This window comes from Pseudomonas sp. AIG, assembly GCF_977020205.1.
In genome coordinates, this window is record NZ_CDROCK010000001.1 from 126,167 (window position 1) to 151,404 (window position 25,238).

The window sequence follows — 25,238 nt, forward strand, 5'->3', positions numbered from 1 at the left end:
AATTGTTAACGGCCTGGCCCTGTCCAGGCCGTTTTCATTTGTGTATCAGTGTTTTGCCTCACACCTTGAAACGTAAGTTGAAGGTAAATTGCCGGTAAAGCTGCTTTGCTATTTCACCACCAGTGCTTATCGTTCAGCCTCCCGTAAAAGAAGCCCACGCGCCCAATGGTTAATCACTCCATGCAATCGTCCCCCCGTAACTCCCGTCGCTGGCTGATCAGCCTGCTTGTCTTGTTGGTGATCGCCGTCCTGTGCTGGAAATTCTGGCCCGCCGGTTCAGCCCACAAAGAGGGCGCTGACAAGGCTGCGGCCGGGCACACCGGGCGTTCGGGGATGATGCGGCCGGGCTTCGGTGGCGGTACCGGACCTATTCCGGTGCGCGTGGCGCCAGCGGTTACCGGTGACTTCCCGCTGTATTACAAGGCGCTGGGCACGGTGACCGCGCTCAACACCATCAATGTGCGCAGCCGGGTGGGCGGCGAACTGATGAAGATCAATTTCGAAGAAGGGCAAATGGTCAAGGCCGGTGACGTGCTGGCCGAGATCGACCCGCGCCCGTACCAGAACGCCTTGCTGCAGGCTGAAGGCACCTTGCTGCAGAATCAGGCACAACTGAAAAACGCTCAGGTCGACGTCGAGCGTTATCGCGGTCTGTACAAAGAGGACAGCATCGCCAAACAGACGCTGGACACCGCCGAAGCACTGGTCGGCCAGTATCTGGGCACGGTCAAGACCAACCAGGCCGCGGTCAACGACGCCAAGCTCAATCTCGAATTCACCAAGATCCGCGCGCCGATTGCCGGCCGTGTCGGTCTGCGTCAGGTTGACGTCGGTAACCTCGTCACTGCCAACGACACCACGTTCCTTGCGGTAATCACCCAGACCCAACCAATCAGCGTGGCTTTCACCCTGCCGGAAAACAGTCTGGAAACCGTGCTCACCCGCTATCGCAGCGGCGCCAAGCTGCCGGCCGAAGCGTGGGATCGCGGCGACGCCAAGCTGCAAGCCACCGGTGTATTGCAAAGTCTCGACAACCAGATCGACGTTGCCACCGGCACCCTGAAGTTCAAGGCCCGCTACGAAAACCGCGATCAGGCGCTGTTCCCCAACCAGTTCGTCAACGTTCACTTGCTGGCTGACACGCTGAAAGGCGTAGTGCTGGCACCGTCGGCGGCCATCCAGTTCGGCACCAACGGCACCTTCGTCTACGCACTGGACGGCGACAAGAAAGTCACCATTCGCCAGTTGAAGATCGGTGCCAGCGACGGCGCAAACACCGTCATCACCGAAGGTCTGACTGCCGGCGATCGTGTGGTACTGGAAGGCACCGACCGTTTGAAGGAAGGCAGCGAAGTGGAGGTGGTCAACGACAGCAACCAAGTGCCGACTACCCCGACCGAACACCTGCAAGGCAAATCTGCCGCCACCCCGACTGACGCTGCTGTCACCGACAAGGCCAAGAAGGGCGCATGAACATTTCGCGGCTGTTCATCCTCCGACCGGTAGCCACTACCCTGAGCATGCTGGCCATCGTCCTGGCCGGCCTGATCGCGTACCGCTTGCTGCCGGTTTCTGCGCTGCCACAAGTCGATTACCCGACCATCCGCGTCATGACCCTGTATCCGGGCGCCAGCCCGGATGTGATGACCAGTGCCGTAACGGCGCCGCTTGAGCGCCAGTTCGGACAGATGCCGGGCCTCACACAAATGGCCTCGACCAGTTCCGGCGGCGCGTCGGTGCTGACCCTGCGTTTCAGCCTCGACATCAACATGGACGTCGCCGAGCAGCAGGTGCAGGCCGCGATCAACGCTGCGACCAACCTGTTGCCGACGGATTTGCCGGCACCGCCGGTGTACAACAAGGTCAACCCGGCGGACACCCCGGTGCTGACCCTGGCGATCACCTCGAAAACCATGCTGCTGCCCAAACTCAATGATCTGGTCGATACGCGCATGGCGCAGAAAATCGCCCAGATCAGCGGCGTCGGCATGGTCAGCATTGCCGGCGGTCAGCGCCAGGCCGTGCGCATCAAGGTCAACCCGGAAGCGCTGGCGGCCAACAGTCTGAACCTGTCGGACGTGCGCACTTTGATCAGCGCCTCCAACGTCAACCAGCCAAAAGGTAATTTCGACGGCCCGACGCGGGTGTCGATGCTTGACGCCAACGATCAGCTGACCTCGCCCAAGGATTACGCCAACCTGATCCTCGCCTACAAGAATGGCGCGCCGCTGCGGCTCAAGGACGTGGCGGAAATTGTCGATGGCGCCGAGAACGAGCGCCTCGCCGCGTGGGCCAACCAGAATCAGGCGGTATTACTGAACATCCAGCGTCAGCCGGGTGCCAATGTGATCGAGGTGGTTGACCGCATCAAGGCGTTGCTGCCGAGCATCACCGACAACCTGCCGGCCGGCCTCGATGTCACCGTGCTGACGGATCGCACGCAAACCATCCGCGCCTCGGTCACCGACGTGCAACACGAATTGCTCATCGCCATCGCCCTGGTGGTGATGGTGACCTTCCTGTTCCTGCGCCGCGCCAGTGCCACGATCATTCCCTCAGTGGCGGTGCCGCTGTCGCTGATCGGCACCTTCGGCGTGATGTACCTCGCCGGCTTCTCGGTCAACAACCTGACCCTGATGGCCCTGACCATTGCCACCGGTTTTGTGGTCGACGACGCGATCGTCATGCTCGAGAACATCGCGCGTTTGATCGAAGAGGGCGACAGCCCGATGCAAGCGGCGCTCAAAGGCGCCAAACAGATCGGCTTCACCCTGATTTCCCTGACCCTGTCGCTGATCGCAGTATTGATCCCGCTGCTGTTCATGGCCGACGTGGTCGGGCGGTTGTTCCGCGAATTCGCCATCACCCTGGCCGTGGCGATCCTGATTTCGCTGGTGGTCTCACTGACGTTGACGCCGATGATGTGCGCGCGTCTGCTCAAGCGTGAGCCGGAAGAACATGAGCAGGGCCGTTTCTACCGGGCCAGCGGTGCTGTCATCGACTGGATGATCGCCGCTTACGGGCGCAAGTTGCAGTGGGTGCTCAAGCATCAGCCGCTGACCTTGCTGGTGGCCATCGGCACCCTGGCACTCACCGTGTTTCTGTACATGGTGGTGCCGAAAGGCTTCTTCCCGGTGCAGGACACCGGGGTGATTCAGGGCATTTCCGAGGCGCCGCAGTCGATTTCCTTCGCGGCCATGGGCGAGCGCCAACAAGAGTTGGCGAAGATCATTCTGGAAGATCCGGCGGTGCAGAGCCTGTCGTCCTACATCGGTGTCGACGGCGACAACGCCACGCTCAACAGCGGGCGCTTGCTGATCAACCTCAAGCCCCACGGCGATCGTGATCTGACCGCTACTGAGGTGATTGCGCGCCTGCAACCACAACTGGACAAACTGGTCGGCATTCGTCTGTTCATGCAGCCGGTGCAGGACCTGACCATCGAAGACCGCGTCAGTCGCACTCAGTACCAGTTCAGCATGTCTTCGCCGGACTCCGAACTGCTCAGCCAGTGGAGCGGCCGTCTGGTCGAAGCGCTGGCCCAGCGTCCGGAATTGACCGACGTTGCCAGTGATTTGCAGGACAAGGGTTTGCAGGTCTATCTGGTGATCGACCGCGATGCGGCGTCACGCCTCGGTGTCTCGGTGGCGAACATCACCGATGCACTTTACGACGCCTTTGGCCAGCGGCAGATCTCGACCATTTACACCCAGGCCAGCCAGTACCGCGTAGTGCTGCAAGCCCAGGCCGGAGAGAAGATCGGCCCGCAGGCGCTGGACCAGATTCACGTCAAGACCACTGATGGCGCACAGGTTCGCCTGTCGAGTCTGGCCCACGTCGAAGAACGTCAGGCGCAACTGGCGATTACCCATATCGGCCAGTTCCCGGCGGTGATGATGTCGTTCAACCTGGCGCCCGGTGTGGCGCTGGGGCATGCGGTCGACATCATTGAACAGGTGCAGAAGGACATCGGCATGCCGGTCGGCGTGCAGACTCAGTTCCAGGGTGCAGCCGAAGCGTTCCAGGCATCGCTGTCGAGTACCTTGCTGCTGATTCTGGCGGCCGTGGTGACCATGTACATCGTGCTCGGCGTGCTGTACGAGAGCTACATTCACCCGATCACCATTCTCTCGACCTTGCCGTCGGCGGCGGTCGGCGCTTTGCTGGCGTTGCTGCTCAGTGGCAATGACCTGGGCATGATCGCGATCATCGGCATCATCCTGTTGATCGGTATCGTGAAAAAGAACGCGATCATGATGATCGACTTCGCCCTCGATGCTGAGCGCACCCAGGGCATGGCGCCGGAGCAGGCGATCTATCAAGCGGCGCTGCTGCGTTTCCGACCGATTCTGATGACCACGCTGGCAGCGCTGTTTGGTGCGGTGCCGTTGATGCTCGCCACCGGTTCCGGGGCGGAATTGCGTCAACCGCTGGGTCTGGTGATGGTTGGCGGGTTGTTGGTGAGTCAGGTGCTGACGTTGTTTACCACGCCAGTGATCTACCTGTATTTCGACCGCCTCGGGCGGCGCTTTGGCAAGACCAATGCTGACACTGAAGAGGTGTCGGTATGACTTTGCATCACAACATAACCTGTGGGAGCGAGCTTGCTCGCGAAAGCGATCAGTCAGTCACTGACAATGTTGGATGTGCCGGCCTCTTCGCGAGCAAGCTCGCTCCCACAGGGTTGTGTGGTGATGCAGGGAACGGTGTTCGATGAACCTCTCCGGTCCTTTCATCAAGCGTCCGGTCGCCACAATGCTCCTGAGCCTGGCGATCATGCTGCTCGGCGGTGTGAGCTTCGGCCTGCTGCCGGTGGCGCCGCTGCCGCAAATGGATTTCCCGGTGATCGTCGTGCAGGCGAGCCTGCCCGGTGCCAGTCCGGAGGTTATGGCGTCCACCGTGGCGACGCCGCTGGAGCGCTCGTTCGGCGCGATCGCCGGCGTCAACACCATGAGCAGCCGTTCCAGTCAGGGTTCGACCCGGGTCATTCTGCAGTTTGACCTCGACCGCGACATCAACGGTGCCGCGCGGGAAGTGCAGGCAGCGATCAACGCTTCGCGCAACCTGCTGCCGAGCGGTATGCGCAGCATGCCGACCTACAAGAAGGTCAACCCGTCGCAGGCGCCGATCATGGTGCTGTCGCTGACCTCGGACGTGCTGGAAAAAGGCCAGCTGTACGATTTGGCCTCGACCATTCTGTCCCAGAGCCTGTCGCAGGTGCAGGGCGTCGGTGAAGTGCAGATCGGCGGCAGTTCGCTGCCGGCCGTGCGCATCGAACTCGAACCGCAGGCGCTGAACCAGTACGGCGTGGCGCTCGACGATGTGCGCAAGACCATCGCCGACGCCAACGTGCGCCGGCCAAAGGGCTCGGTTGAAGACGGCCAGCGGTTGTGGCAGATCCAGGCCAATGACCAACTGGAAAAAGCCAAGGATTACGAATCACTGATCATCCACTACGCCGACGGCGCCGCACTGCGCCTCAAGGACGTGGCCAAGGTCAGCGACGGCGTCGAAGACCGCTACAACAGCGGTTTCTTCAACGATGATGCGGCGGTGCTGCTGGTGATCAACCGCCAGGCCGGCGCCAACATCATCGAGACGGTCAACGAGATCAAGGCGCAACTGCCAGCCTTGCAAGCGGTTTTGCCGGCCAGCGTGAAGCTGAATCTGGCCATGGACCGCTCGCCGGTGATCAAGGCCACGTTGCACGAAGCCGAGATGACTTTGCTGATTGCCGTGGCGCTGGTGATTCTGGTGGTGTTCCTGTTTCTCGGTAATTTCCGCGCCTCGCTGATTCCGACCCTGGCCGTGCCGGTGTCGCTGGTCGGCACGTTTGCGGTGATGTACCTCTACGGCTTCTCGTTGAACAATCTGTCGCTGATGGCGCTGATTCTGGCCACCGGGCTGGTGGTGGACGATGCCATTGTGGTGCTGGAGAACATATCCCGGCACATCGACGACGGCGTCAAACCGATGCAGGCCGCGTACCTCGGAGCCAAGGAAGTCGGTTTCACCTTGCTGTCGATGAACGTTTCGCTGGTGGCGGTGTTCCTGTCGATCCTGTTCATGGGCGGGATTGTCGAAAGCCTGTTCCGTGAGTTTTCCATTACCTTGGCGGCGGCTATTGTGGTGTCGCTGGTGGTCTCGCTGACGCTGACACCGATGCTTTGCGCCCGTTGGCTGAAACCGCATACACCGGGGCAGGAAAACCGCCTGCAACGCTGGAGTCGCCGCACCAACGACTGGATGGTTGGCAAATACGCCACCAGCCTCGACTGGGTGCTGCGCCATCGCCGTCTGACGCTGCTCAGTCTGCTGATTACCGTCGGCGTGAACGTCGCGCTGTACGTGGTGGTGCCGAAAACCTTCATGCCGCAGCAGGATACCGGCCAGTTGATCGGTTTCGTGCGCGGTGACGACGGCCTGTCGTTCAGTGTGATGCAGCCGAAAATGGAAATCTTCCGCCGCGCCGTGCTCAAGGACGAAGCGGTGGAGAGTGTCGCCGGGTTCATCGGCGGCACCAACGGCACCAATAATGCCTTCATGCTGGTGCGTTTGAAGCCGATCAAGGAACGCCAGCTCAATGCACAGAAAGTCATCGAGCGTCTGCGCAAGGAAATGCCCAAGGTGCCCGGTGCGCAACTGATGCTGATGGCGGATCAGGACCTGCAGTTTGGCGGTGGCCGCGAGCAGACCACGTCGCAGTACAGCTACATTCTGCAAAGTGGTGATCTCGGTTCACTGCGCGAGTGGTACCCGAAAGTGGTTGCGGCGCTGCGTGCGTTGCCCGAACTGACCGCGATCGACGCGCGTGAAGGCAAGGGGGCCCAGCAAGTGACGTTGATTGTCGACCGCGATCAGGCCAAGCGCCTGGGGGTCGACATGAACATGGTCACCGCCGTGCTCAACAACGCCTACAGCCAGCGGCAGATTTCGACGATCTATGACAGCCTCAACCAGTATCAGGTGGTCATGGAGGTCAATCCGAAATACGCCCAGGACCCGGTGACGCTCAAGCAAGTGCAGGTGATCACCGCTGACGGTGCGCGGATTCCGCTGTCGACGATCGCTCATTATGAAAGCAGCCTGGAAGATGACCGCGTCAGCCACGAAGGCCAGTTTGCCTCCGAAGACATTTCCTTCGACATGGCCGAAGGCGTGACGGTGGAGCAGGGCAGTGCTGCCATCGAGCGGGCGATTGCCAAGCTCGGCCTGCCGGAAGACGTCATCGCGAAAATGGCCGGCACCGCCGACGCCTTTGCCGCTACGCAGAAGAGCCAGCCGTTCATGATTCTCGGGGCGCTGCTGGCGGTGTATCTGGTGTTGGGTGTGCTGTACGAAAGCTACATTCATCCGCTGACGATTCTGTCGACCTTGCCGTCGGCCGGTGTCGGCGCGTTGCTGTCGATCTATGCGCTGGGCGGCGAGTTCAGCCTGATCTCGTTGCTCGGGTTGTTCCTGCTGATTGGCGTGGTGAAGAAAAACGCCATTCTGATGATCGACCTCGCGTTGCAATTGGAACGCCATCAGGGCCTGTCGCCGCTGGAGTCGATTCGCAGTGCTTGCCTGCAACGTCTGCGACCGATTCTGATGACCACGCTGGCGGCGATTCTCGGTGCCTTGCCGTTGCTGCTCAGCCGGGCCGAAGGCGCGGAAATGCGCCAGCCGCTGGGCCTTACCATCATCGGCGGGCTGATTTTCAGCCAGGTGCTGACGCTTTACACCACGCCTGTGGTTTACCTCTATCTCGACAAGCTGCGCCATCGTTTCAACAAATGGCGTGGCGTGCGTACTGACGCCGCTCTGGAAACTCCGCTATGACTGACCGTTCGCTTATCAATCTGGCCACTGTTCGCGGCTCGCGTCTGCTGAGCCTGTCGCTGTGCGTGGCGATGCTCAGTGCCTGCGCCGTCGGCCCGGACTACCAGCGTCCGCAGACCGCTGAAATTGCCCAGTACAAGGAAGCCGAGGGCTGGACCCAGGCCAACCCGAGCGATTCGCTGGCCCGTGGCGCGTGGTGGGAGTTATACGGCGATCAGCAGCTCAACGGACTGATCGAAAAACTCAACAACGCCAACCAGACGGTCGCGCAGTCGGAAGCCCAGTACCGTCAGGCCCAGGCGTTGGTGCGCAGTGCGCGCGGGGCGTTTTATCCCAGCGTTGACTTGAGCCTTGGCAAGACCCGCTCCAGCCAAGGCACCGGTAGCAGCAGTTCGAGTCTGAGCAGTTCCTCCAGCGGCATCCGCGACACCTACAACGCCGAGCTGGGCGTCAGTTGGGAAGCGGACGTGTGGGGCAAATTGCGCCGCGGACTGGAAGCCGATGAGGCCAGCGCCCAAGCCAGTTTTGCCGATTTGGCCGCCATGCGCCTGAGCCAACAGTCGGAGCTGGTGCAGAACTACCTGCAACTGCGCGTGATCGACCAGCAGAAACGCTTGCTTGAAGCCACGGTTGCTGCTTACGAACGCTCGCTGAAAATGACCCAGAACCAGTACCGCGCGGGCGTTTCCGGGCGCGACGCTGTAGCACAGGCGCAGACGCAACTGAAAAGCACCCAGGCCGATCTGGTCGACCTGATCTGGCAGCGCGCGCAATTCGAAAACGCGATCGCCGTGCTCACCGGGCAAGCCCCGGCGGATTTCAACATTGCTGAAGTGCAGACCATTCCGAAGTTGCCGCAGGTGCCATTGAGCTTGCCCTCGCAGCTGCTGGAACGGCGCCCGGACATCGCCTCGGCGGAGCGTTCGGTGATCGCCGCCAACGCCAACATCGGCGTGGCCAAAGCGGCGTATTACCCGGATATGACCTTGAGCTTGAGCGGCGGCTACAGCAGCAGTACCTCGCAGAACCTGATCAGCCTGCCGAACCGCTTCTGGTCGGTGGGGCCAAAACTGTCGTTGCCGCTGTTCGACGGCGGCATTCGCTCGGCTGAGGTCGACCGCACCGAAGCGGTGTATGACCAGACCGTGGCCAAGTACCGCCAGACGGTGCTCGACGGTTTCCGCGAGGTGGAAAACTACCTGGTGCAGCTCAAGGTATACGAGGATGAAGCGGCGGTGCGTCAGGAAGCCCTTGATGCCGCCCGGGATTCCCTGCGCCTGACGGAAAATCAGTACAAGGCTGGATTGATTGCCTACATCGATGTGGTGGTGGTGCAGGCCACGGCACTGAGCAACGAGCGCAGCGTGCTGAACATTCTGCAAAGCCGCTTGATTGCCAGCGTGCAACTGATCGCGGCGCTGGGCGGTGGCTGGGACGGGCAACTGGATGTCAGCGATAACACCCGCTGAAGGTTGGCTTCACTGATCATTCCCACGCTCCGCGTGGGAATGCAGCCCGGGACGCTCCGCGTCCCATCCAGAGCCGAACGCAGAGCGTCCGCTGAGGCATTCCCACGCAGAGCGTGGGAACGATCGGGTAAAGCCGTGAGCGCCGCGCCAGAGCCTTGTCGACCGATCAAACGAGCGTTTCATCGGCTTGATGGCCAATTGCTTACTTTGTCAGTGCGTTCTTCTGTGCAATCAGTACAATCGCCGCATTTGCCCGACCGGGAACGGACGCAATCTGCGTTGGGTGGCCACGAGAATTCCCATGCTCATCGGTAGTTATTCCTCCACGCTGGTTTTCATTTCGTTGTGTGTGGCGATTCTCGCCTCGTACACCGCGCTCGACCTCACCGGTCGCATTGCCACGGCCAAGGGCCGTGCGGTGCATTTCTGGACGGCGGGTGGGGCGTTCGCCATGGGCATCGGCGTGTGGTCGATGCACTTCATTGGCATGCTCGCCTTCAAGCTGCCGATCGATCTGGGTTACGACATCACCCTGACCGCGCTGTCGCTGCTCATCGCCGTGTTGTCCTGTGGATTCGCCTTATGGTTGGTGAGTCAGCCGAAACTGCCGATTCTGCAACTGGCGTTCGGAGCGCTGATCATGGGCACCGGGATCAGCGCGATGCACTACACCGGCATGGCGGCGATGCGCATGACGCCGGGCATCGACTACGACCCGACGCTGTTTGGCGCTTCGTTGCTGATTGCCGTCGGCGCCTCGGCGGCGGCGCTGTGGATCGCTTTCCGCCTGCGTCAGCATTCGCCTTATGTGCGACTGATTCGTGGCGGGGCGGCGGTCATCATGGGCATCGCCATTGTCGGCATGCATTACACCGGCATGGCCGCCGCGCAGTTCCCGGACGGCAGCTTCTGTGGCGCCACCGTCAATGGCCTGAAAGGCAATGGTCTCGACAGCCTGGTGTTGATCACCACGTTGGCGGTGTTGTCGATTGCTTTGCTGACTTCGATTCTCGACGCACGCCTCGAAGCGCGCACGGCGGATCTGGCGCACTCGCTGACCGTGGCCAACCGCGAACTCACGCAACTGGCCCTGCACGACACCCTGACTGGTCTACCGAACCGCATGTTGCTGGACGACCGGATTAATCAGGCAATGAAAAAGGTCCACGAGCAGGGTGGCTGTTTTGCCTTGATGTTCATCGATCTGGACGGCTTCAAACCGGTCAACGATGCGTTCGGTCATCACATGGGCGATCAGTTGTTGCGCGAAGTGGGGTTGCGTCTGCGTGAAGACTTGCGCGGCCCGGACACGCTGGCGCGGATCGGTGGCGATGAATTCGTGTTGTTGGTGCGCCTCACCGAACCCAATGACGCTTTGGGGCTGGCGGCGCGTCAGGTCGGCCTGATCGCGCAATCGTTCCGCGTGGCCGAACACGACTTGCAAATTTCCGCCAGCGTTGGCATCGCCCTGTACCCGGGTAATGGCCAGAACGCCCAGGAACTGCTGATGAACGCCGACGCCGCGATGTATCACGCCAAGGGCGGCGGCAAAAACGGTTACAGCTTCTTCGACGCGTCGATGAACAACAACGCGCGCAAGCAGTTGCAGTTGTTGCAGGACCTGCGCGCGGCGCTGGAGCACAGCCAGTTCAGTCTGTATTACCAGCCGAAGTTCGATGCCGCCAATGGCCGTCCGGTCGGCGCTGAAGCGTTGCTGCGTTGGCAACACCCGATCCACGGCATGCTGATGCCGGACAAGTTCATCGAACTGGCGGAGAAATCCGGGCTGATCATTCCGATCGGTGAATGGGTGCTTAACGAAGCCTGTCGGCAGATGCGCGAGTGGTACGTACTTGGTTACACCGATTGGCGGATCGCGGTGAACCTGTCGGCGTTGCAGTTCTGCCACGCCGGACTGGTGCGCAGCGTGGCCAAGGCGCTGGCCACTCACCATTTGCCGGCGAACAGCCTGACCCTGGAAATCACCGAGACCACGGCCATGAGCGATGCCGATGCGAGCATGACGGTGTTGCAAGAGTTGTCGGACATGGGCGTCGATCTGTCGATCGATGACTTCGGCACCGGTTATTCCAGCCTGATGTACCTTAAGCGGTTGCCGGCCAATGAGCTGAAGATCGACCGTGGGTTTGTCCGCGATCTGGAGCATGACAGTGACGATGCGGCGATTGTCTCGGCGATCGTTGCGCTGGGGCAGGCGCTGGGATTACGGATTGTCGCCGAGGGTGTCGAGACTGGCGTGCAGCAGGCGTTTCTGACTGAGCTGGGATGTGATTCTTTACAGGGTTTTCTGCTGGGGCATCCGATGCCGGCGGAAAAATTCATGCAGGATATTGCGCGCGGTGAGCAGTTAGCGGCGGTCTGATCGACTGGGTTATCGTTCTTCGCGAGCAGGCTCGCTCCCACATTTGGCATGCATACCCCTGTGGGCGCGAGCCTGCTCGCGAAGGCGTCCGGCCCGACACAACAGACCTCATGCAAAACCCGCCAATGGCGGTTATTCTTCCCCCCGACTGTTACGTGTGCATTGGGGGGAAAGGCCAGCATGGATAAAGTCATTGTGATCACCGGTGGCGGACGCGGAATTGGCGCCGCGACGGCGCTGTTGGCTGCCGGGCAAGGCTATCGGATCTGCATCAACTATCAGTCGGATGAACAGGCCGCACAAAGCGTGCTGGAGCAAGTCCGCGCATTGGGCGCACAAGCCATCGCCGTGCGCGCCGACGTCAGCATCGAAGACGAAGTCATTGCGCTGTTCCATCGGGTCGACACCGAGTTGGGCCGGGTCACCGCACTGGTGAACAACGCTGGCACCGTCGGACAAAAGTCGCGAGTCGACGAAATGTCCGAATTCCGTATCCTCAAAATCATGAAAACCAATGTCCTGGCGCCGATCCTCTGCGCCAAGCACGCGATCCTGCGCATGTCGCCCAAGCACGGCGGGCAGGGCGGCAGTATCGTCAATGTGTCGTCGGTGGCCTCGCGTCTTGGCTCGCCGAACGAATACGTTGATTACGCGGCCTCCAAAGGCGCACTCGATACCTTCACCATCGGTTTGTCCAAGGAAGTGGCCGGCGAAGGGATTCGGGTCAACGCGGTGCGCCCGGGTTACATCTACACCGATTTCCATGCCTTGAGCGGTGATCCGGATCGGGTCAGCAAGCTGGAGTCGGCGATTCCGATGGCCCGTGGGGGGCGGCCGGATGAGGTGGCGGAGGCGATTGTCTGGTTGTTGTCGGATAAGGCTTCGTATGCGACGGGTACGTTTGTTGATTTGGGGGGCGGGCGCTAATCGCTTGGATTTGCTTCGATAGCACCGCCCCCTTCGCGAGCAAGCTCGCTCCCACATTGGATGTGTGAATGACACAGAACCCATGTGGGAGCGAGCTTGCTCGCGAAGAGGCCAACATAAACACCATCTATCTGTCAGAACGACCGCACAATCCGCCCCAACGTCTCCATCGCCTTCTCCGAATCCTCCGTCCACGGGCTGCCATAGTTCAGACGAATACAATTCCTGAACCGCTGCGTCGGCGAGAAAATCGGCCCCGGCGCGATGCTGATGCCTTGCGCCAGTGCCATCTGGAACAACTTCAACGAATCCATCGGCGGCGGTAATCCCAGCCACAAAAAGTAACCGCCCGCCGGTTGGCTGACCCGCGTCTGCGCCGGGAAATACCGGGCGATCGCCGCAAGCATCGCGCTCTGCTGTTCTTCCAGTGCGTAGCGCAGTTTGCGCAGATGCCGGTCGTAGCCGCCGTGTTGCAGGTAGTCGGCAATCGCTGCTTGCGCCGGCATCGACGCGCACAGCGAGGTCATCAGTTTCAGTCGTTCGATTTTCTGCGCGTAGCGGCCGGCGGCGACCCAACCGATGCGATACCCGGGCGCGAGGCTCTTGGCGAACGAGCCGCAATGCATCACCAGGCCTTCAGTGTCGAAAGCCTTGGCCGGTTTCGGCGCTTGCTGGCCGTAATAGAGTTCGGCGTATACATCGTCTTCGATCAGCGGCACCTGATGGCGGCGCAGCAATTCCACCAGTTCCTGTTTCTTCGCCTCGGGCATGGTTGCGCCCATCGGGTTCTGGAAACTGGTCATGCACCAGCAGGCCTTGATCGGGTGGCGTTCCAGGGTTTGCGCGAGCACGCCGAGGTCGATGCCATCGCGCGGGTGCACGGGGATTTCCACGGCTTTGAGTTTCAACCGCTCGAGGACTTGCAGGCTGGCGTAGAACGCCGGGGCTTCGATGGCGACCAGATCGCCCGGTTCGGTGACCGCTTGCAGGCACAGGTTCAGCGCTTCGAGGGCGCCGTTGGTGATCAACAGCTCTTCCATCGGCAGCATCAGGCCACCGACCATATAGCGCAGGGCGATCTGCCGGCGCAGTTGCGGGTTGCCCGGCGACATGTCGGTGACGACCATGCGCGGATCCATCTCGCGGGCGGCGCTGGCCAGCGAGCGCGACAGGCGTTGCAGCGGGAACAGGGTCGGGCTGGGGAATGCCGAGCCGAAGGGGATGGTGCTCGGGTCTTTGATCGAATCGAGTACCGAGAACACCAGTTCGCTGACGTCGACTTCGGTGGAATCGTTGACGTGGCTACTGATCACTGGCTCGGAAAACGGGCTCGGTGCGTGGGTATTGACGAAGTAGCCGGAGCGCGGCCGGGCGCGGATCAGGCCGCGGCGTTCGAGCAGGTAATAGGCTTGAAACACGGTGGACGGGCTGACGCCGTAGGTCTGGCTGGCGTAGCGCACCGAAGGCACGCGCTGGCCGGGGCCAAGGACGCCGGAGCGGATCAGTTCAGCGATGTCGTCGGCGAATTTTTCGTAGCGTTTCATCGAGTACCTTGGTGCTGCTGTTATTGAGGTGTGTCAGGGAGGAAGCCCTCACCCTAGCCCTCTCCCTGGGGGAGAGGGGACTGACCGCGTTGAATATGTGTAGTACGCCGACTTGAAATTTCAGTGTCGAACTCCGGATCTGAAGAGCTTGGAGATCGGCTCCCTTTCCCCCTCGCCCCCTCGGGGGAGAGGGCTGGGGTGAGGGGGGACGATTCTAACGGCTCAACGATTCATCGGCGCCACAAACCTGCTCTTCGCCACGCTATAAACCTCAGGCTCATCGCTGTCGGCAATCTTGAAACTCAAGGTCTGCGAGCTGCTGGCCGGGCGTTCCGTGGTCATCGCCACCGACACCGGCACATCGACAATTTCCCCCGGGGCCAGGCTCAGCTCGGTCTTGCCTTGCAGCTGGAAGCCACCGCCATCCACCAGCGTCAGGTTGTAATCCTGGCGTTGCTGGGTCTTGTTGATGACTTTAAGGGTGTAGATATTTTCGATCTGGCCCTGAGCATTTTCACGGAACAGCCCGCGATCCTTGGTCACGTCCAGCGAGACCATCGGCCGCTCGATCAGCGCCAACGCCAGTGCGCCGATCATCGCCACCAGCACCACGGTGTAGCCAATCAGTCGGGGGCGCAGCAGATGGGTCTTGCCGCCCTGCAATTCGCGCTCGGAACTGTAGCGGATCAAACCACGCGGATAATTCATTTTGTCCATGATCGAGTCGCAGGCGTCGATACACGCGGCGCAACCGATGCATTCCATCTGCAAACCGTCACGAATATCGATGCCGGTCGGGCAAACCTGCACGCATAACTGGCAGTCGATGCAATCGCCCAGGCCTGCTTCCAGCGGTTTCACGTCGCGTTTACGCGGGCCACGGTTTTCGCCACGGGCCACGTCGTAGGAAATCGCCAGGGTGTCCTTGTCGAACATCACGCTCTGGAACCGCGCATACGGGCACATGTGCATGCACACCGCTTCACGCAGCCAACCGGCGTTGATGTAAGTGGCGGCAGTGAAGAACAGCACCCAGAACAGGCTGACGCCGCCGATTTGCAGGGTCAGCAATTCTTCGGCCAGTGGCCGGATCGGTGTGAAGTAACCGACGAAAGTCAGGCCTGTCATTACGCTGATCGCCAGCCACAACGTGTGCTTGGCCGCACGCCGGGCCAGTTTGTTCAGGCTCCACGGCGCGGCTTGCAGTTTGATGCGCTGGTTGCGCTCGCCTTCGGTGAGCTTCTCGCACCACATGAAGATCCACGTCCACGAACTCTGCGGGCAGGTGTAGCCGCACCAGACCCGACCGGCAAACACGGTGATGGCGAACAGGCCGAACGCGGCGATGATCAGCAGCGCCGAAAGCAGAATGAAATCCTGCGGCCAGAACGTCGCGCCGAAGATGTGGAACTTGCTTTCGGACAGATCCCAGAGCACCGCCTGACGACCGCCCCAATTCAGCCACACGGTGCCGAAAAACAGCACGAACAGAAATCCCGCGCCGCTCATGCGCAGGGTGCGGAACAGGCCGGTGAAGCTGCGGGTGTGGATCTGGTTGTCGCTGGACTTGGCCGTCGCCTTCATTGGGCGTGCGGGCACCTTCTTTATATGAGGAGCAATAGTCGGGGATGCTTCTACGGTTCGGACGGGGATTTGTTCGCTCATGGTTATTCGCTCATCAGCCTCCATCAGGCCAGAGCACTATGAGCGTCGATCTGTTTGCATAACAGGCTCAGGTATTTCAATAAAAAGCGGATCAGATGAGATTTCGCGCAATGCCTGCGACAACTTGAAGCAGCCCGCAGGCAAAGGCGCAAACGCCTATCGCAGGCGTTTGCGCGGGGTGTTGATCAAGGTCAGTCAAATCACCGAACCACTCTCGTCGGCCTTCAAATGCTTGCGGCCGTCCTTGGCGCCTGCGACGGTCAATTCGTCGGCTTCTGCCTCGGTGATGTAAACGCGCCGGCCTTCTATTTCCACGAATGACATGGATTTTTCGCTATCCGTCATGACTTCCAGGGTGTCGCAAATGCGAATTTCCTCGCCATGTTCAACGGTGAAAAAACACACTTTTTGCTCGGGATTGGATTCATCGACTCGAAGAGGCATAGGGGCGGTCCTTTTTTTCAGGGAGGTCTGCAACGTTAGGGCGCACGCTGCGCTGATCGTTCTGCGCAACTGATTAATGGTCGCCGCTGTCCATCGTTTACCGAGCCAATAACAAGGACTGCACGATGAACGCGTGGTGGCATGAAGTGTGGGAAACCCTGCAAGCGGAGTTCGCCGACGTTGGCGATGCTTCGCAATTGACGCGCATCACCGTGCGCCTGCTGATGGCGGCAGTACTGGGCGGGATTCTCGGTTTTGAGCGCGAGCACAAGGGCAAGGCGGCCGGGGTGCGCACGCACATGCTGGTAGCGCTTGGCGCCGCGCTGTTTGTGCTGGTGCCGCAGACGTCCGGGGCCGAGTCGGATGCGATGAGCCGGGTGGTGCAAGGGGTGATAGCCGGGATCGGCTTTCTTGGTGCCGGCACTATCCTGAAAAACAAGGAAGGCGATGAGGGACATGTCAAAGGCCTGACCACCGCTGCCGGGCTGTGGATGACGGCGGCCATTGGTGTGGCCGCCGGGTTGGGCAAAGAGGCTACGGCGTTGCTCAGCACCTTTCTCGCGCTGGCCATTTTTAGCGTGATGCCGCGGATCGTGAAGCTTTTCGAAAAGGAAGAGGAGAAGACTGACGACCACTGATCATTCCTGCGCCGGATGATCGTTCCCACGCTCTGCGTGGGAATGCCTCAATGGACGCTCCGCGTCCGCTTTGGGACGCGGAGCGTCCCGGGCTGCGTTCCTTTGCTGCGCGTGGGAACGATCAGTTAGACGATGACCGGGGGCATCGTGCTCGGCGGTTCTTCTTTAGGCGGTGGCGTGGTGCCGGGCGGTTCCTGCTCGGGGATCGGTTGCGGCTCGGTCTCGGGCAGCGTGGGTTTGTCGATGTTCGGATCGGGCGTTTCGGCCGGGATCGGGATGTTCATCTGATGACCTCCGTGTGGCACATGGCGTGAGAAGTGCTTAAGTGGATTGACCACCCTGCGCGCAATTCGATCCGCTTTTCTGACACGGCAATTTCATCTGAACTTTTCCCGGCGCCGGTCGCTCGGAACCTAAGTGAGTTCATTCCGGGGCAGGCGCTACGTTGCGAACCCTGAACCGGCACAAGAGCGTCCTTGGGGCGTTAAGGAGAGATGCTCAATGACTGCTGAAAGACCCTCTGAACTGAGCTACAACCCGCACATGCCGCTGTCGCAGGCGTTGCTGTTGCCGCGCATTGCCATCGAAAACACCATGCCGACCCTTGAAGGCGGGCAGTTCGCCGTGAAGTCGATTGCCGGCCGCGAAGTGGTAGTCACCAGCAAGGTGTTTGCCGACGGTCACGACAAACTCGCCGTGCGCATCCGCTGGCGCGAGGAAGGCGAAGAGACCTGGCAAAGCGAGGTCATGGCCGATCAGGGCAACAATGGCTGGCAAGGCCAGTTCCGCCCTGAACATCAGGGCCGCTACCTGTATTGCATCGAAGCGTGGATCGACCACTTCGCCAGTTTTCAGTATGAACTGGAGAAGAAACACACCGCTGCTGTTCCGGTGTCGCTGGAGTTGCAGGAAGGCCGGAGCATGGTGCAACAGGCCGCCGAACGCAGCGAAGGGCAGCTCAGCGAACAGCTCGCCGCGTTGCACCACGAATTGTCCGGGCTGCTCGAAACCGAGCAGGTCGCGCTGTTTCTGCACTCGCGCAGTGCGCAACTGATGGCTGAAGCCGATCACCGCGCCTACCTGAGTGTCAGTCCTGAGTTCCCGATGGACGTCGAACGCGAACTGGCCGAATTTGCCAGTTGGTACGAACTGTTTCCGCGCTCAATCACCGATGATCCGCACCGTCACGGCACCTTCAATGACGTGCACGCGCGCCTGCCGATGATTCAGGATATGGGCTTCGACGTGCTGTACTTCACGCCGATCCACCCGATCGGTCGCGCCCATCGCAAGGGCCGCAACAATTCATTGACCGCCGGCGCCGATGATCCCGGCAGCCCTTACGCCATCGGCAGCGAGGAGGGCGGTCACGAGGCGATTCACTCGCAACTTGGCACCCGCGAGGACTTCCGCCGACTGGTGGCCGCTGCCGCCGATCATGGGCTGGAAATCGCTCTCGACTTCGCCATTCAGTGTTCCCAGGATCACCCGTGGCTCAAACAGCACCCGGGCTGGTTCAACTGGCGCCCCGACGGCACGATCAAATACGCAGAGAACCCGCCGAAGAAATATCAGGACATCGTCAACGTCGACTTCTATGCGCCGGACGCGATTCCGAGCCTTTGGATCGAGCTGCGTGACATCGTCATTGGCTGGGTCGAAGAGGGCGTGAAGATCTTCCGCGTCGACAATCCACACACCAAACCGCTGCCGTTCTGGCAATGGCTGATCGCCGATGTGCGGGCGCTGTACCCGGAAGTGATCTTCCTCGCCGAGGCCTTTACTACGCCAGCGATGATGGCCCGGCTGGGCAAGGTCGGTTACACCCAGAGCTACACCTATTTCACCTGGCGCAATACCAAGGCCGAACTGGCGACGTATTTCACCGAATTGAATGAATCGCCGTGGCGCGAATGCTACCGGCCGAACTTCTTCGTCAATACGCCGGACATCAACCCGGCGTTCCTGCACGAATCCGGGCGTCCGGGCTTTTTGATCCGCGCCGCGCTGGCAACCATGGGCTCGGGCCTGTGGGGCATGTATTCGGGGTTCGAGCTGTGCGAATCGGCCCCAGTGCCGGGCAAGGAGGAATACCTCGACTCGGAGAAGTACGAAATCCGCGTCCGCGACTTCACAGCGCCGGGCAACATCATTGCCGAGATCGCCCAGCTCAACCGCATCCGCCGGCAGAACCCGGCGCTGCACACGCACTTGGGCCTGAAGGTCTACAACGCCTGGAACGACAACATTCTGTATTTCGGCAAGCGCAGCTTCGACGGCAGCAACTTCATTCTGGTCGCGGTCAGCCTTGATCCGCACAACGTGCAGGAAGCGAATTTCGAACTGCCGCTGTGGGAAATGGGCCTGCCCGATGACGCAACGACACACGGCGAAGACTTGATGAACGGGCATCGCTGGGACTGGCATGGCAAATATCAGTTCATGCGTTTGGACCCGGCGTATCAACCGTTCGGCATCTGGCGAATCACCGCTACGTAATGATCGTTCCCACGTCGAGGCGTCGAACCGTCTGCGTGGGAATGCATCCCGGGACGCTCCGCGTCCCAGAAACGGACGCAGAGCGTCCATGGCGGCATTCCCACGCAGAGCGGGGGAACGATCATCGTGGGGCGCTTTTAAAGCATTCAGCAGGAGTTTCACATGGCGAAGAAACCCAAGGCAGCCACCTTCATCAAAGACCCGCTCTGGTACAAGGATGCGGTGATCTATCAAGTTCACGTCAAATCGTTTTTCGACTCCAACAACGACGGGATCGGCGACTTTCCCGGCCTGATCGCCAAACTCGATTACATCGCCGACCTCGGCGTCAACACCATCTGGCTATTGCCGTTCTATCCCTCGCCACGTCGCGACGACGGCTACGACATCGCCGAATACCGTGGCGTGCACAGCGATTACGGGACTATGGCCGATGCCAAGCGCTTTATCGCCGAGGCGCACAAACGCGGCTTGCGGGTGATCACCGAGCTGGTCATCAACCACACCTCCGACCAGCACCCGTGGTTCCAGCGTGCGCGCAAGGCCAAACCCGGCTCGGCGGCGCGCGACTTCTATGTGTGGTCGGATGACGATCAGAAATACGACGGCACGCGGATCATTTTTCTCGACACGGAGAAATCCAACTGGACCTGGGACCCGGTCGCCGGTCAGTACTTCTGGCACCGTTTCTATTCGCACCAGCCGGACCTGAATTTCGACAACCCGCAAGTGATGAAAGCCGTGCTGTCGGTGATGCGCTACTGGCTGGACATGGGCATCGACGGCTTGCGCCTCGACGCCATTCCTTACCTGATCGAGCGCGACGGCACCAACAACGAAAACCTGCCCGAGACCCACGACGTCCTCAAACAGATCCGTGCGGAAATCGACGCCAACTATCCTGACCGCATGCTGCTCGCCGAGGCCAACCAGTGGCCGGAAGACACTCAGCTGTATTTCGGCGACACCGACGCGGCTGGCCTTAACGGTGATGAATGCCACATGGCGTTTCACTTTCCGTTGATGCCGCGCATGTACATGGCGCTGGCCCAGGAAGATCGCTTCCCGATCACCGATATTCTGCGCCAGACTCCGGAAATTCCTGCCAACTGTCAGTGGGCGATTTTCCTGCGCAACCACGATGAGCTGACGCTGGAGATGGTCACCGACAAAGAACGTGACTATCTGTGGAATTACTACGCCGCTGACCGTCGCGCGCGGATCAACCTCGGTATTCGTCGGCGTCTGGCGCCGTTGATGGAGCGCGATCGCCGCCGCATCGAATTGCTCAACAGTCTGCTGCTGTCGATGCCCGGCACGCCGACCTTGTATTACGGCGACGAGATCGGCATGGGCGACAACATCTACCTCGGCGACCGCGACGGTGTGCGCACGCCGATGCAATGGTCGATCGACCGCAACGGCGGCTTCTCCCGCGCCGACCCGGCCAGCCTGGTGCTGCCGCCGATCATGGACCCGCAATACGGTTACCTGTCGGTCAACGTCGAGACGCAGGCCGGTGACCCGCATTCGTTGCTCAACTGGACGCGACGCATGCTTGCTGTACGCAAGCAGTCCAAGGCGTTCGGTCGCGGCACGCTGAAGATGCTCTCGCCAAGCAACCGACGGATTCTCGCGTACACCCGCGAATTTACCGACGCCGATGGCAAACACGAAATCATCCTCTGCGTGGCCAACGTTTCGCGCAGTGCGCAAGCGGCCGAGCTGGATCTGTCGGCCTACGTCGGCATGGTGCCGGTGGAGATGCTCGGCGGTAATGCCTTCCCGCCGATTGGCCAGCTGAATTTCCTCCTGACCCTGGCGCCATACGGTTTCTATTGGTTCGCGCTGGCGGCGGAAAACCAGATGCCGAGCTGGCACGTCGAGCCGGCGCAAAGCCTGCCGGACTTCACCACGCTAGTGCTGAAAAAACGCATGGAAGAACTGCTCGAAGCACCGTCCCGCACGACGCTGGAGCAAAGCATTCTGCCGAGCTGGCTGCAAAATCGCCGCTGGTTCGCCGGCAAAGATGCGGCCATCGATAAGGTGCATCTGGCCTATGGCGTGCGCTTTGGCGATGCGCAGCATCCGGTGCTGCTCAGCGAAATCGAAGTCACCAGCGGTGGGCAGACCAGTCGTTATCAACTGCCGTTCGGTTTCATTTCCGAGGATCAGGTCGGCCCGGCGTTGCCGCAGCAATTGGCCTTGTCCCGTGTACGCCGTGTACGACAGGTTGGTCTGATCACCGACGCGTTCAGTCTTGAAGCATTTGTTCGTGCAGTGCTGCAAGGCATGCAGAACAACACCGTGCTGGAGTCGGCCGAGGGCGAAATCCGCTTTGCGCCGACGCCACAGCTGGAAACACTCGGCCTCGGTGCCGAATCGGAAGTGCGTTATCTGTCCGCCGAGCAATCGAACAGCTCGGTGGTGATCGGCAACAGCCTGGTGCTCAAGCTGATACGTAAAGTCGCTTCTGGCGTACACCCGGAACTGGAGATGAGCGCTTACCTGACCGAGGCCGGATTTGCCAATATCTCTCCGCTGCTCGGCTCGGTGATCCGCCGCGATGCCAAGGGTGAAGACAATTTGCTGATGATCGCCCAAGGCTACCTGAGCAATCAGGGCGATGCGTGGGAATGGACGCAGAACAACCTCGAACGGGCGCTGCGCGATGAACTGGCCGATGCCATGTCCGAACAGGAGCAACATTACAACGCGCTGGGTGAATTGAAGGATTTTGCCGGCATGCTCGGTCAGCGCCTGGGCGAAATGCATCAGGTGCTGGCCGCGTCTACCGACAATGCCGACTTCGCCCCGCAGGTGTCGACGGCCAAGGACATGCAGGCGACGGGCAAGGATGTTGTGGCCCAGGTCGAGCACGCCTTGAAACTGCTCAAGCAGCATCAGGGCGAACTCAGCGCAGCGGATCAGAAACTGGTCAAACGTCTGGTCGACGAGAAGAAAACCATTCTTGCGCATGTGCAGGATCTGGCGAAAAAAGCCGTCGGCGGTTTGCGTATTCGTGTCCACGGCGATTTGCATCTGGGCCAGGTGCTGGTGATCAAGGGCGATGCTTATCTGATCGACTTCGAGGGCGAGCCGGCGCGGCCATTGAGCGAGCGTCGTGGCAAACACAGCCCGTACAAGGACGTCAGCGGTGTGCTGCGATCATTCGATTACGCGGCGGCGATGACGATCAATGTGCACAACGTCGATCACAGTGCCGAGTCCGAAGCGGCGCGTCATCGGGTGGCCGAACGTTACCTGCGCGAAGCGCGCGAGGCATTTGTGCAGGCATATCGCCGGGCGGCAGCTAGTCTTGATCATGCCTGGCAAGATCCTGAAGGTGCCGACGCCGCTTTGGCGTTGTTCGGCCTGGAGAAGGCGGCCTATGAAGTGGCCTATGAAGCCGAAAATCGCCCCACGTGGCTGCCCGTGCCGTTGCACGGTTTGTACGGGTTATTGACGGGGCTTAAACCCTTTTCCGATCTTGGTGGAGAGTAGTCATGAGTTTCTCGAACAAGGAACAGGGTGCGGTCAAAGAAGCATTGTTGCCCTCGGCGAAAGATATCGACGCCTTGGTGCGCGCTGAACATCAGGACCCTTTTTCCATTCTTGGCCCGCACGGCGATGGCGCCGGCGGGCAGTTCATTCGCGCCTACCTGCCCGGTGCGCTGAGCGTGGTGGTGCTGGACAAGGACAGCGGCGAAGAACGCGGTCCCTTGGCGCAGACTGAAACGCCGGGGCTGTTTGTCGGCCATTTCGATCAGGCGCGACCGTATCAGTTGCGCACGCGCTGGGCCGGTGGCGAGCAAGTTGCCGAGGATCCGTATAGCTTCGGTCAACTGCTCGGTGAAATGGATCTGTATCTGTTCGCCGAGGGCAATCACCGTGACCTCAGTGCCTGCCTCGGCGCCCAACTGAAAACCGTGGATGGTGTCGACGGCGTGCGCTTTGCCGTATGGGCGCCGAATGCCCGCCGCGTGTCGGTGGTCGGTGATTTCAACGTCTGGGACGGACGCCGCCATCCAATGCGTCTGCGTCATCCGTCCGGGGTCTGGGAGTTGTTCATCCCACGTCTGCAGGCGGGGGAGTTGTACAAATACGAAATTCTCGGCGCTCACGGGATTCTGCCGCTCAAGGCTGACCCGATGGCGCTGGCCACCAGCCTGCCACCGGACACCGCGTCGAAAGTCGCTGAGCCGCTGCAGATCGACTGGCAGGATCAGGACTGGATGAGCAGCCGCCGCGACCGTCATAAGCATTCGGCGCCGCTGTCGATCTACGAACTGCACGCCGGTTCCTGGCAGTGCGAACTGGATGATCTCGGTGAAGTCGCCCGTCAGTACACCTGGCCGGAACTGGCTGAAAGGTTGATTCCTTACGTCAAGGAACTGGGTTTCACCCACATCGAACTGATGCCGATCATGGAACACCCGTTCGGCGGCTCATGGGGTTACCAGTTGCTGTCGCAGTTCGCGCCGAGCGCGCGCTATGGCACGCCAGCGCAGTTCGCCGAATTCGTCGACGCCTGCCACCGGGCCGAGATCGGCGTGATTCTCGACTGGGTGCCGGCGCATTTCCCCACCGATACTCACGGTCTGGCGCAGTTCGACGGCACCGCACTGTACGAGTACGGCAACCCGCTGGAAGGTTTCCATCAGGATTGGGACACGCTGATCTATAACCTCGGCCGCACCGAAGTGCACGGCTACATGCTGGCGTCGGGGCTGCACTGGTTGAAGCATTTCCATGTCGACGGTTTGCGCGTCGATGCGGTGGCCTCGATGCTTTATCGCGACTATTCGCGCAAGGCCGGCGAATGGGTGCCGAACCGCCACGGTGGCCGGGAGAATCTGGAAGCCATCGACTTCCTCCGGCATTTGAATGACGTGGTTGAGCTGGAAGCGCCGGGCGCACTGGTGATCGCCGAAGAATCCACCGCGTGGCCGGGCGTCAGCCAGAGCACGCAGCAGGGCGGCCTCGGTTTCGCCTACAAATGGAACATGGGCTGGATGCACGATTCGTTGCATTACATCCAGCAGGATCCGGTGTACCGCGCCCATCACCACAATGAGTTGAGTTTTGGTCTGGTCTACGCCTGGTCCGAGCGGTTTATCCTGCCGATCTCCCACGACGAAGTGGTACACGGCAAGCATTCGCTGATCGACAAGATGCCGGGGGATCGCTGGCAGAAATTCGCCAATCTGCGTGCCTATCTGAGCTTCATGTGGACCCACCCGGGCAAGAAGCTGTTGTTCATGGGCTGCGAGTTTGGCCAGTGGCGCGAGTGGAATCACGATCAGCAACTGGACTGGTATCTGCTGCAATACTCCGAACACAAAGGCGTGCAGAAGCTGGTCGGCGACCTCAATCGGCTGTATCGCGACGAGCCAGCGCTGCACGATCAGGACGACGCGCCGCAGGGCTTTCAATGGTTGATCGGCGACGATGCGATCAACAGCGTTTATGCCTGGCTGCGCTGGAGCAAGGAAGGCAAACCGGTGCTGGTGGTGGCCAACTTCACACCGGTGCCGCGTCAGGCGTATCGCGTCGGTGTGCCGTTTGCCGGGCGCTGGACTGAACTGCTCAACAGCGATGCCGACACCTATGCCGGTTCCAATTACGGCAATGGCGGCGGGGCGTTTACCGATGAAATGCCAAGCCATGGCCAGTCGTTGTCGCTGGAGCTGAATCTGCCGCCGCTGGCGGTGTTGATCCTTAAACCTGAGGACTGATCCAAGGCACAGTAAAACCTGTGGGAGCGAGCTTGCTCGCGAAGGCGGTTTGTCAGTCAACGATGATGTTGAATGCTCAACCGCTTTCGCGAGCAAGCTCGCTCCCACAG

Annotated in this window: 14 protein-coding genes; 10 read left to right on the forward strand and 4 right to left on the reverse strand. The window is 60.6% G+C overall.

Translation table 11 applies throughout. From position 1 onward, the window contains the following. The first annotated feature begins 165 nt into the window (after nt 1–165). From ACWR1S_RS00585 to ACWR1S_RS00610, 6 genes are all read left to right on the forward strand, one after another. Complete coding sequence (locus ACWR1S_RS00585; protein ID WP_454562041.1) at nt 166–1,473, forward strand: MdtA/MuxA family multidrug efflux RND transporter periplasmic adaptor subunit; 1,308 nt, start codon at nt 166–168, stop codon at nt 1,471–1,473. Beyond that, on the forward strand, nt 1,470–4,571 hold the full coding sequence (locus tag ACWR1S_RS00590) for an MdtB/MuxB family multidrug efflux RND transporter permease subunit (RefSeq protein WP_454562042.1): 3,102 nt from the start codon (nt 1,470–1,472) through the stop codon (nt 4,569–4,571). Before ACWR1S_RS00585 ends, ACWR1S_RS00590 begins: the two co-directional genes overlap by 4 nt. Before the next feature lie 142 nt (nt 4,572–4,713). After that, complete coding sequence (locus tag ACWR1S_RS00595; RefSeq protein ID WP_454562043.1) at nt 4,714–7,821, forward strand: efflux RND transporter permease subunit; 3,108 nt, start codon at nt 4,714–4,716, stop codon at nt 7,819–7,821. Next, a complete protein-coding gene (locus ACWR1S_RS00600; RefSeq protein WP_454562044.1) occupies nt 7,818–9,290 on the forward strand; it encodes an efflux transporter outer membrane subunit in 1,473 nt (490 codons plus the stop codon). The genes ACWR1S_RS00595 and ACWR1S_RS00600 overlap by 4 nt, the downstream gene beginning before the upstream one ends. A 301-nt stretch (nt 9,291–9,591) precedes the next feature. Continuing rightward, complete coding sequence (locus ACWR1S_RS00605) at nt 9,592–11,673, forward strand: putative bifunctional diguanylate cyclase/phosphodiesterase (RefSeq protein WP_454562045.1); 2,082 nt, start codon at nt 9,592–9,594, stop codon at nt 11,671–11,673. A 180-nt stretch (nt 11,674–11,853) separates the two neighbouring features. Then, nucleotides 11,854–12,600, forward strand: coding sequence for an SDR family oxidoreductase (locus ACWR1S_RS00610; RefSeq protein ID WP_454562046.1), 747 nt, complete (start codon nt 11,854–11,856; stop codon nt 12,598–12,600). 134 nt (nt 12,601–12,734) lie between these two features. Here ACWR1S_RS00610 and mapR read toward each other — a convergent pair whose 3' ends face one another. The 3 genes from mapR to ACWR1S_RS00625 all read right to left on the reverse strand — a co-directional run bounded on the left by mapR (nt 12,735) and on the right by ACWR1S_RS00625 (nt 16,253). Further along, nucleotides 12,735–14,144 carry a GntR family transcriptional regulator MpaR gene (gene mapR / locus ACWR1S_RS00615; RefSeq protein ID WP_454562047.1) on the reverse strand — a complete coding sequence of 470 codons (1,410 nt, stop codon included), beginning with the start codon at nt 14,142–14,144 and terminating at the stop codon, nt 12,735–12,737. Nucleotides 14,145–14,366: 222 nt separating this feature from the next. Next, nucleotides 14,367–15,809, reverse strand: a complete 1,443-nt coding sequence (gene ccoG, locus ACWR1S_RS00620; RefSeq protein WP_454562048.1) for a cytochrome c oxidase accessory protein CcoG — start codon at nt 15,807–15,809, stop codon at nt 14,367–14,369. A gap of 195 nt (nt 15,810–16,004) precedes the next feature. Then, entirely contained in the window at nt 16,005–16,253 is a 249-nt protein-coding gene (locus ACWR1S_RS00625) for a DUF3203 family protein (protein ID WP_077572698.1), read from the reverse strand. A 125-nt stretch (nt 16,254–16,378) separates the two neighbouring features. On the opposite strand from ACWR1S_RS00625, the gene ACWR1S_RS00630 reads away from it, so the two are divergent. Next, nucleotides 16,379–16,891: an MgtC/SapB family protein gene (locus ACWR1S_RS00630; protein WP_454562049.1), complete on the forward strand. Its 513-nt coding sequence runs from the start codon at nt 16,379–16,381 to the stop codon at nt 16,889–16,891. Between the two features lie 125 nt (nt 16,892–17,016). On the opposite strand, the gene ACWR1S_RS00635 is transcribed toward ACWR1S_RS00630, so the two are convergent. Continuing rightward, nucleotides 17,017–17,175, reverse strand: a complete 159-nt coding sequence (locus tag ACWR1S_RS00635) for a hypothetical protein (RefSeq protein WP_016985118.1) — start codon at nt 17,173–17,175, stop codon at nt 17,017–17,019. A gap of 217 nt (nt 17,176–17,392) precedes the next feature. Between ACWR1S_RS00635 and ACWR1S_RS00640 the strand changes: the two genes are divergently transcribed. From ACWR1S_RS00640 to glgB, 3 genes are all read left to right on the forward strand, one after another. Beyond that, nucleotides 17,393–19,390 (forward strand): alpha-1,4-glucan--maltose-1-phosphate maltosyltransferase, encoded by a 1,998-nt coding sequence (locus ACWR1S_RS00640; protein ID WP_454562050.1) that lies wholly within the window; start codon nt 17,393–17,395, stop codon nt 19,388–19,390. Nucleotides 19,391–19,552: 162 nt separating this feature from the next. Next, nucleotides 19,553–22,894, forward strand: coding sequence for a maltose alpha-D-glucosyltransferase (gene treS, locus ACWR1S_RS00645; protein ID WP_454562051.1), 3,342 nt, complete (start codon nt 19,553–19,555; stop codon nt 22,892–22,894). Between the two features lie 2 nt (nt 22,895–22,896). Next, nucleotides 22,897–25,128 (forward strand): 1,4-alpha-glucan branching protein GlgB, encoded by a 2,232-nt coding sequence (glgB, locus tag ACWR1S_RS00650; RefSeq protein WP_454562052.1) that lies wholly within the window; start codon nt 22,897–22,899, stop codon nt 25,126–25,128. Nucleotides 25,129–25,238: the final 110 nt, after the last annotated feature.

Bases quoted from the DNA above. Each gene is read 5' to 3' on its own strand.
- ACWR1S_RS00630 (WP_454562049.1), top strand. From the start codon at position 16,379: ATGAACGCGTGGTGGCATGAAGTGTGGGAAACCCTGCAAGCGGAGTTC.
- treS (WP_454562051.1), top strand. From the start codon at position 19,553: ATGGCGAAGAAACCCAAGGCAGCCACCTTCATCAAAGACCCGCTCTGG.
- ACWR1S_RS00640 (WP_454562050.1), top strand. From the start codon at position 17,393: ATGACTGCTGAAAGACCCTCTGAACTGAGCTACAACCCGCACATGCCG.
- ccoG (WP_454562048.1), bottom strand. From the start codon at position 15,809: ATGAGCGAACAAATCCCCGTCCGAACCGTAGAAGCATCCCCGACTATT.
- ACWR1S_RS00625 (WP_077572698.1), bottom strand. From the start codon at position 16,253: ATGCCTCTTCGAGTCGATGAATCCAATCCCGAGCAAAAAGTGTGTTTT.
- mapR (WP_454562047.1), bottom strand. From the start codon at position 14,144: ATGAAACGCTACGAAAAATTCGCCGACGACATCGCTGAACTGATCCGC.
- ACWR1S_RS00635 (WP_016985118.1), bottom strand. From the start codon at position 17,175: ATGAACATCCCGATCCCGGCCGAAACGCCCGATCCGAACATCGACAAA.
- ACWR1S_RS00610 (WP_454562046.1), top strand. From the start codon at position 11,854: ATGGATAAAGTCATTGTGATCACCGGTGGCGGACGCGGAATTGGCGCC.
- glgB (WP_454562052.1), top strand. From the start codon at position 22,897: ATGAGTTTCTCGAACAAGGAACAGGGTGCGGTCAAAGAAGCATTGTTG.
- ACWR1S_RS00595 (WP_454562043.1), top strand. From the start codon at position 4,714: ATGAACCTCTCCGGTCCTTTCATCAAGCGTCCGGTCGCCACAATGCTC.
- ACWR1S_RS00590 (WP_454562042.1), top strand. From the start codon at position 1,470: ATGAACATTTCGCGGCTGTTCATCCTCCGACCGGTAGCCACTACCCTG.
- ACWR1S_RS00600 (WP_454562044.1), top strand. From the start codon at position 7,818: ATGACTGACCGTTCGCTTATCAATCTGGCCACTGTTCGCGGCTCGCGT.
- ACWR1S_RS00605 (WP_454562045.1), top strand. From the start codon at position 9,592: ATGCTCATCGGTAGTTATTCCTCCACGCTGGTTTTCATTTCGTTGTGT.
- ACWR1S_RS00585 (WP_454562041.1), top strand. From the start codon at position 166: ATGGTTAATCACTCCATGCAATCGTCCCCCCGTAACTCCCGTCGCTGG.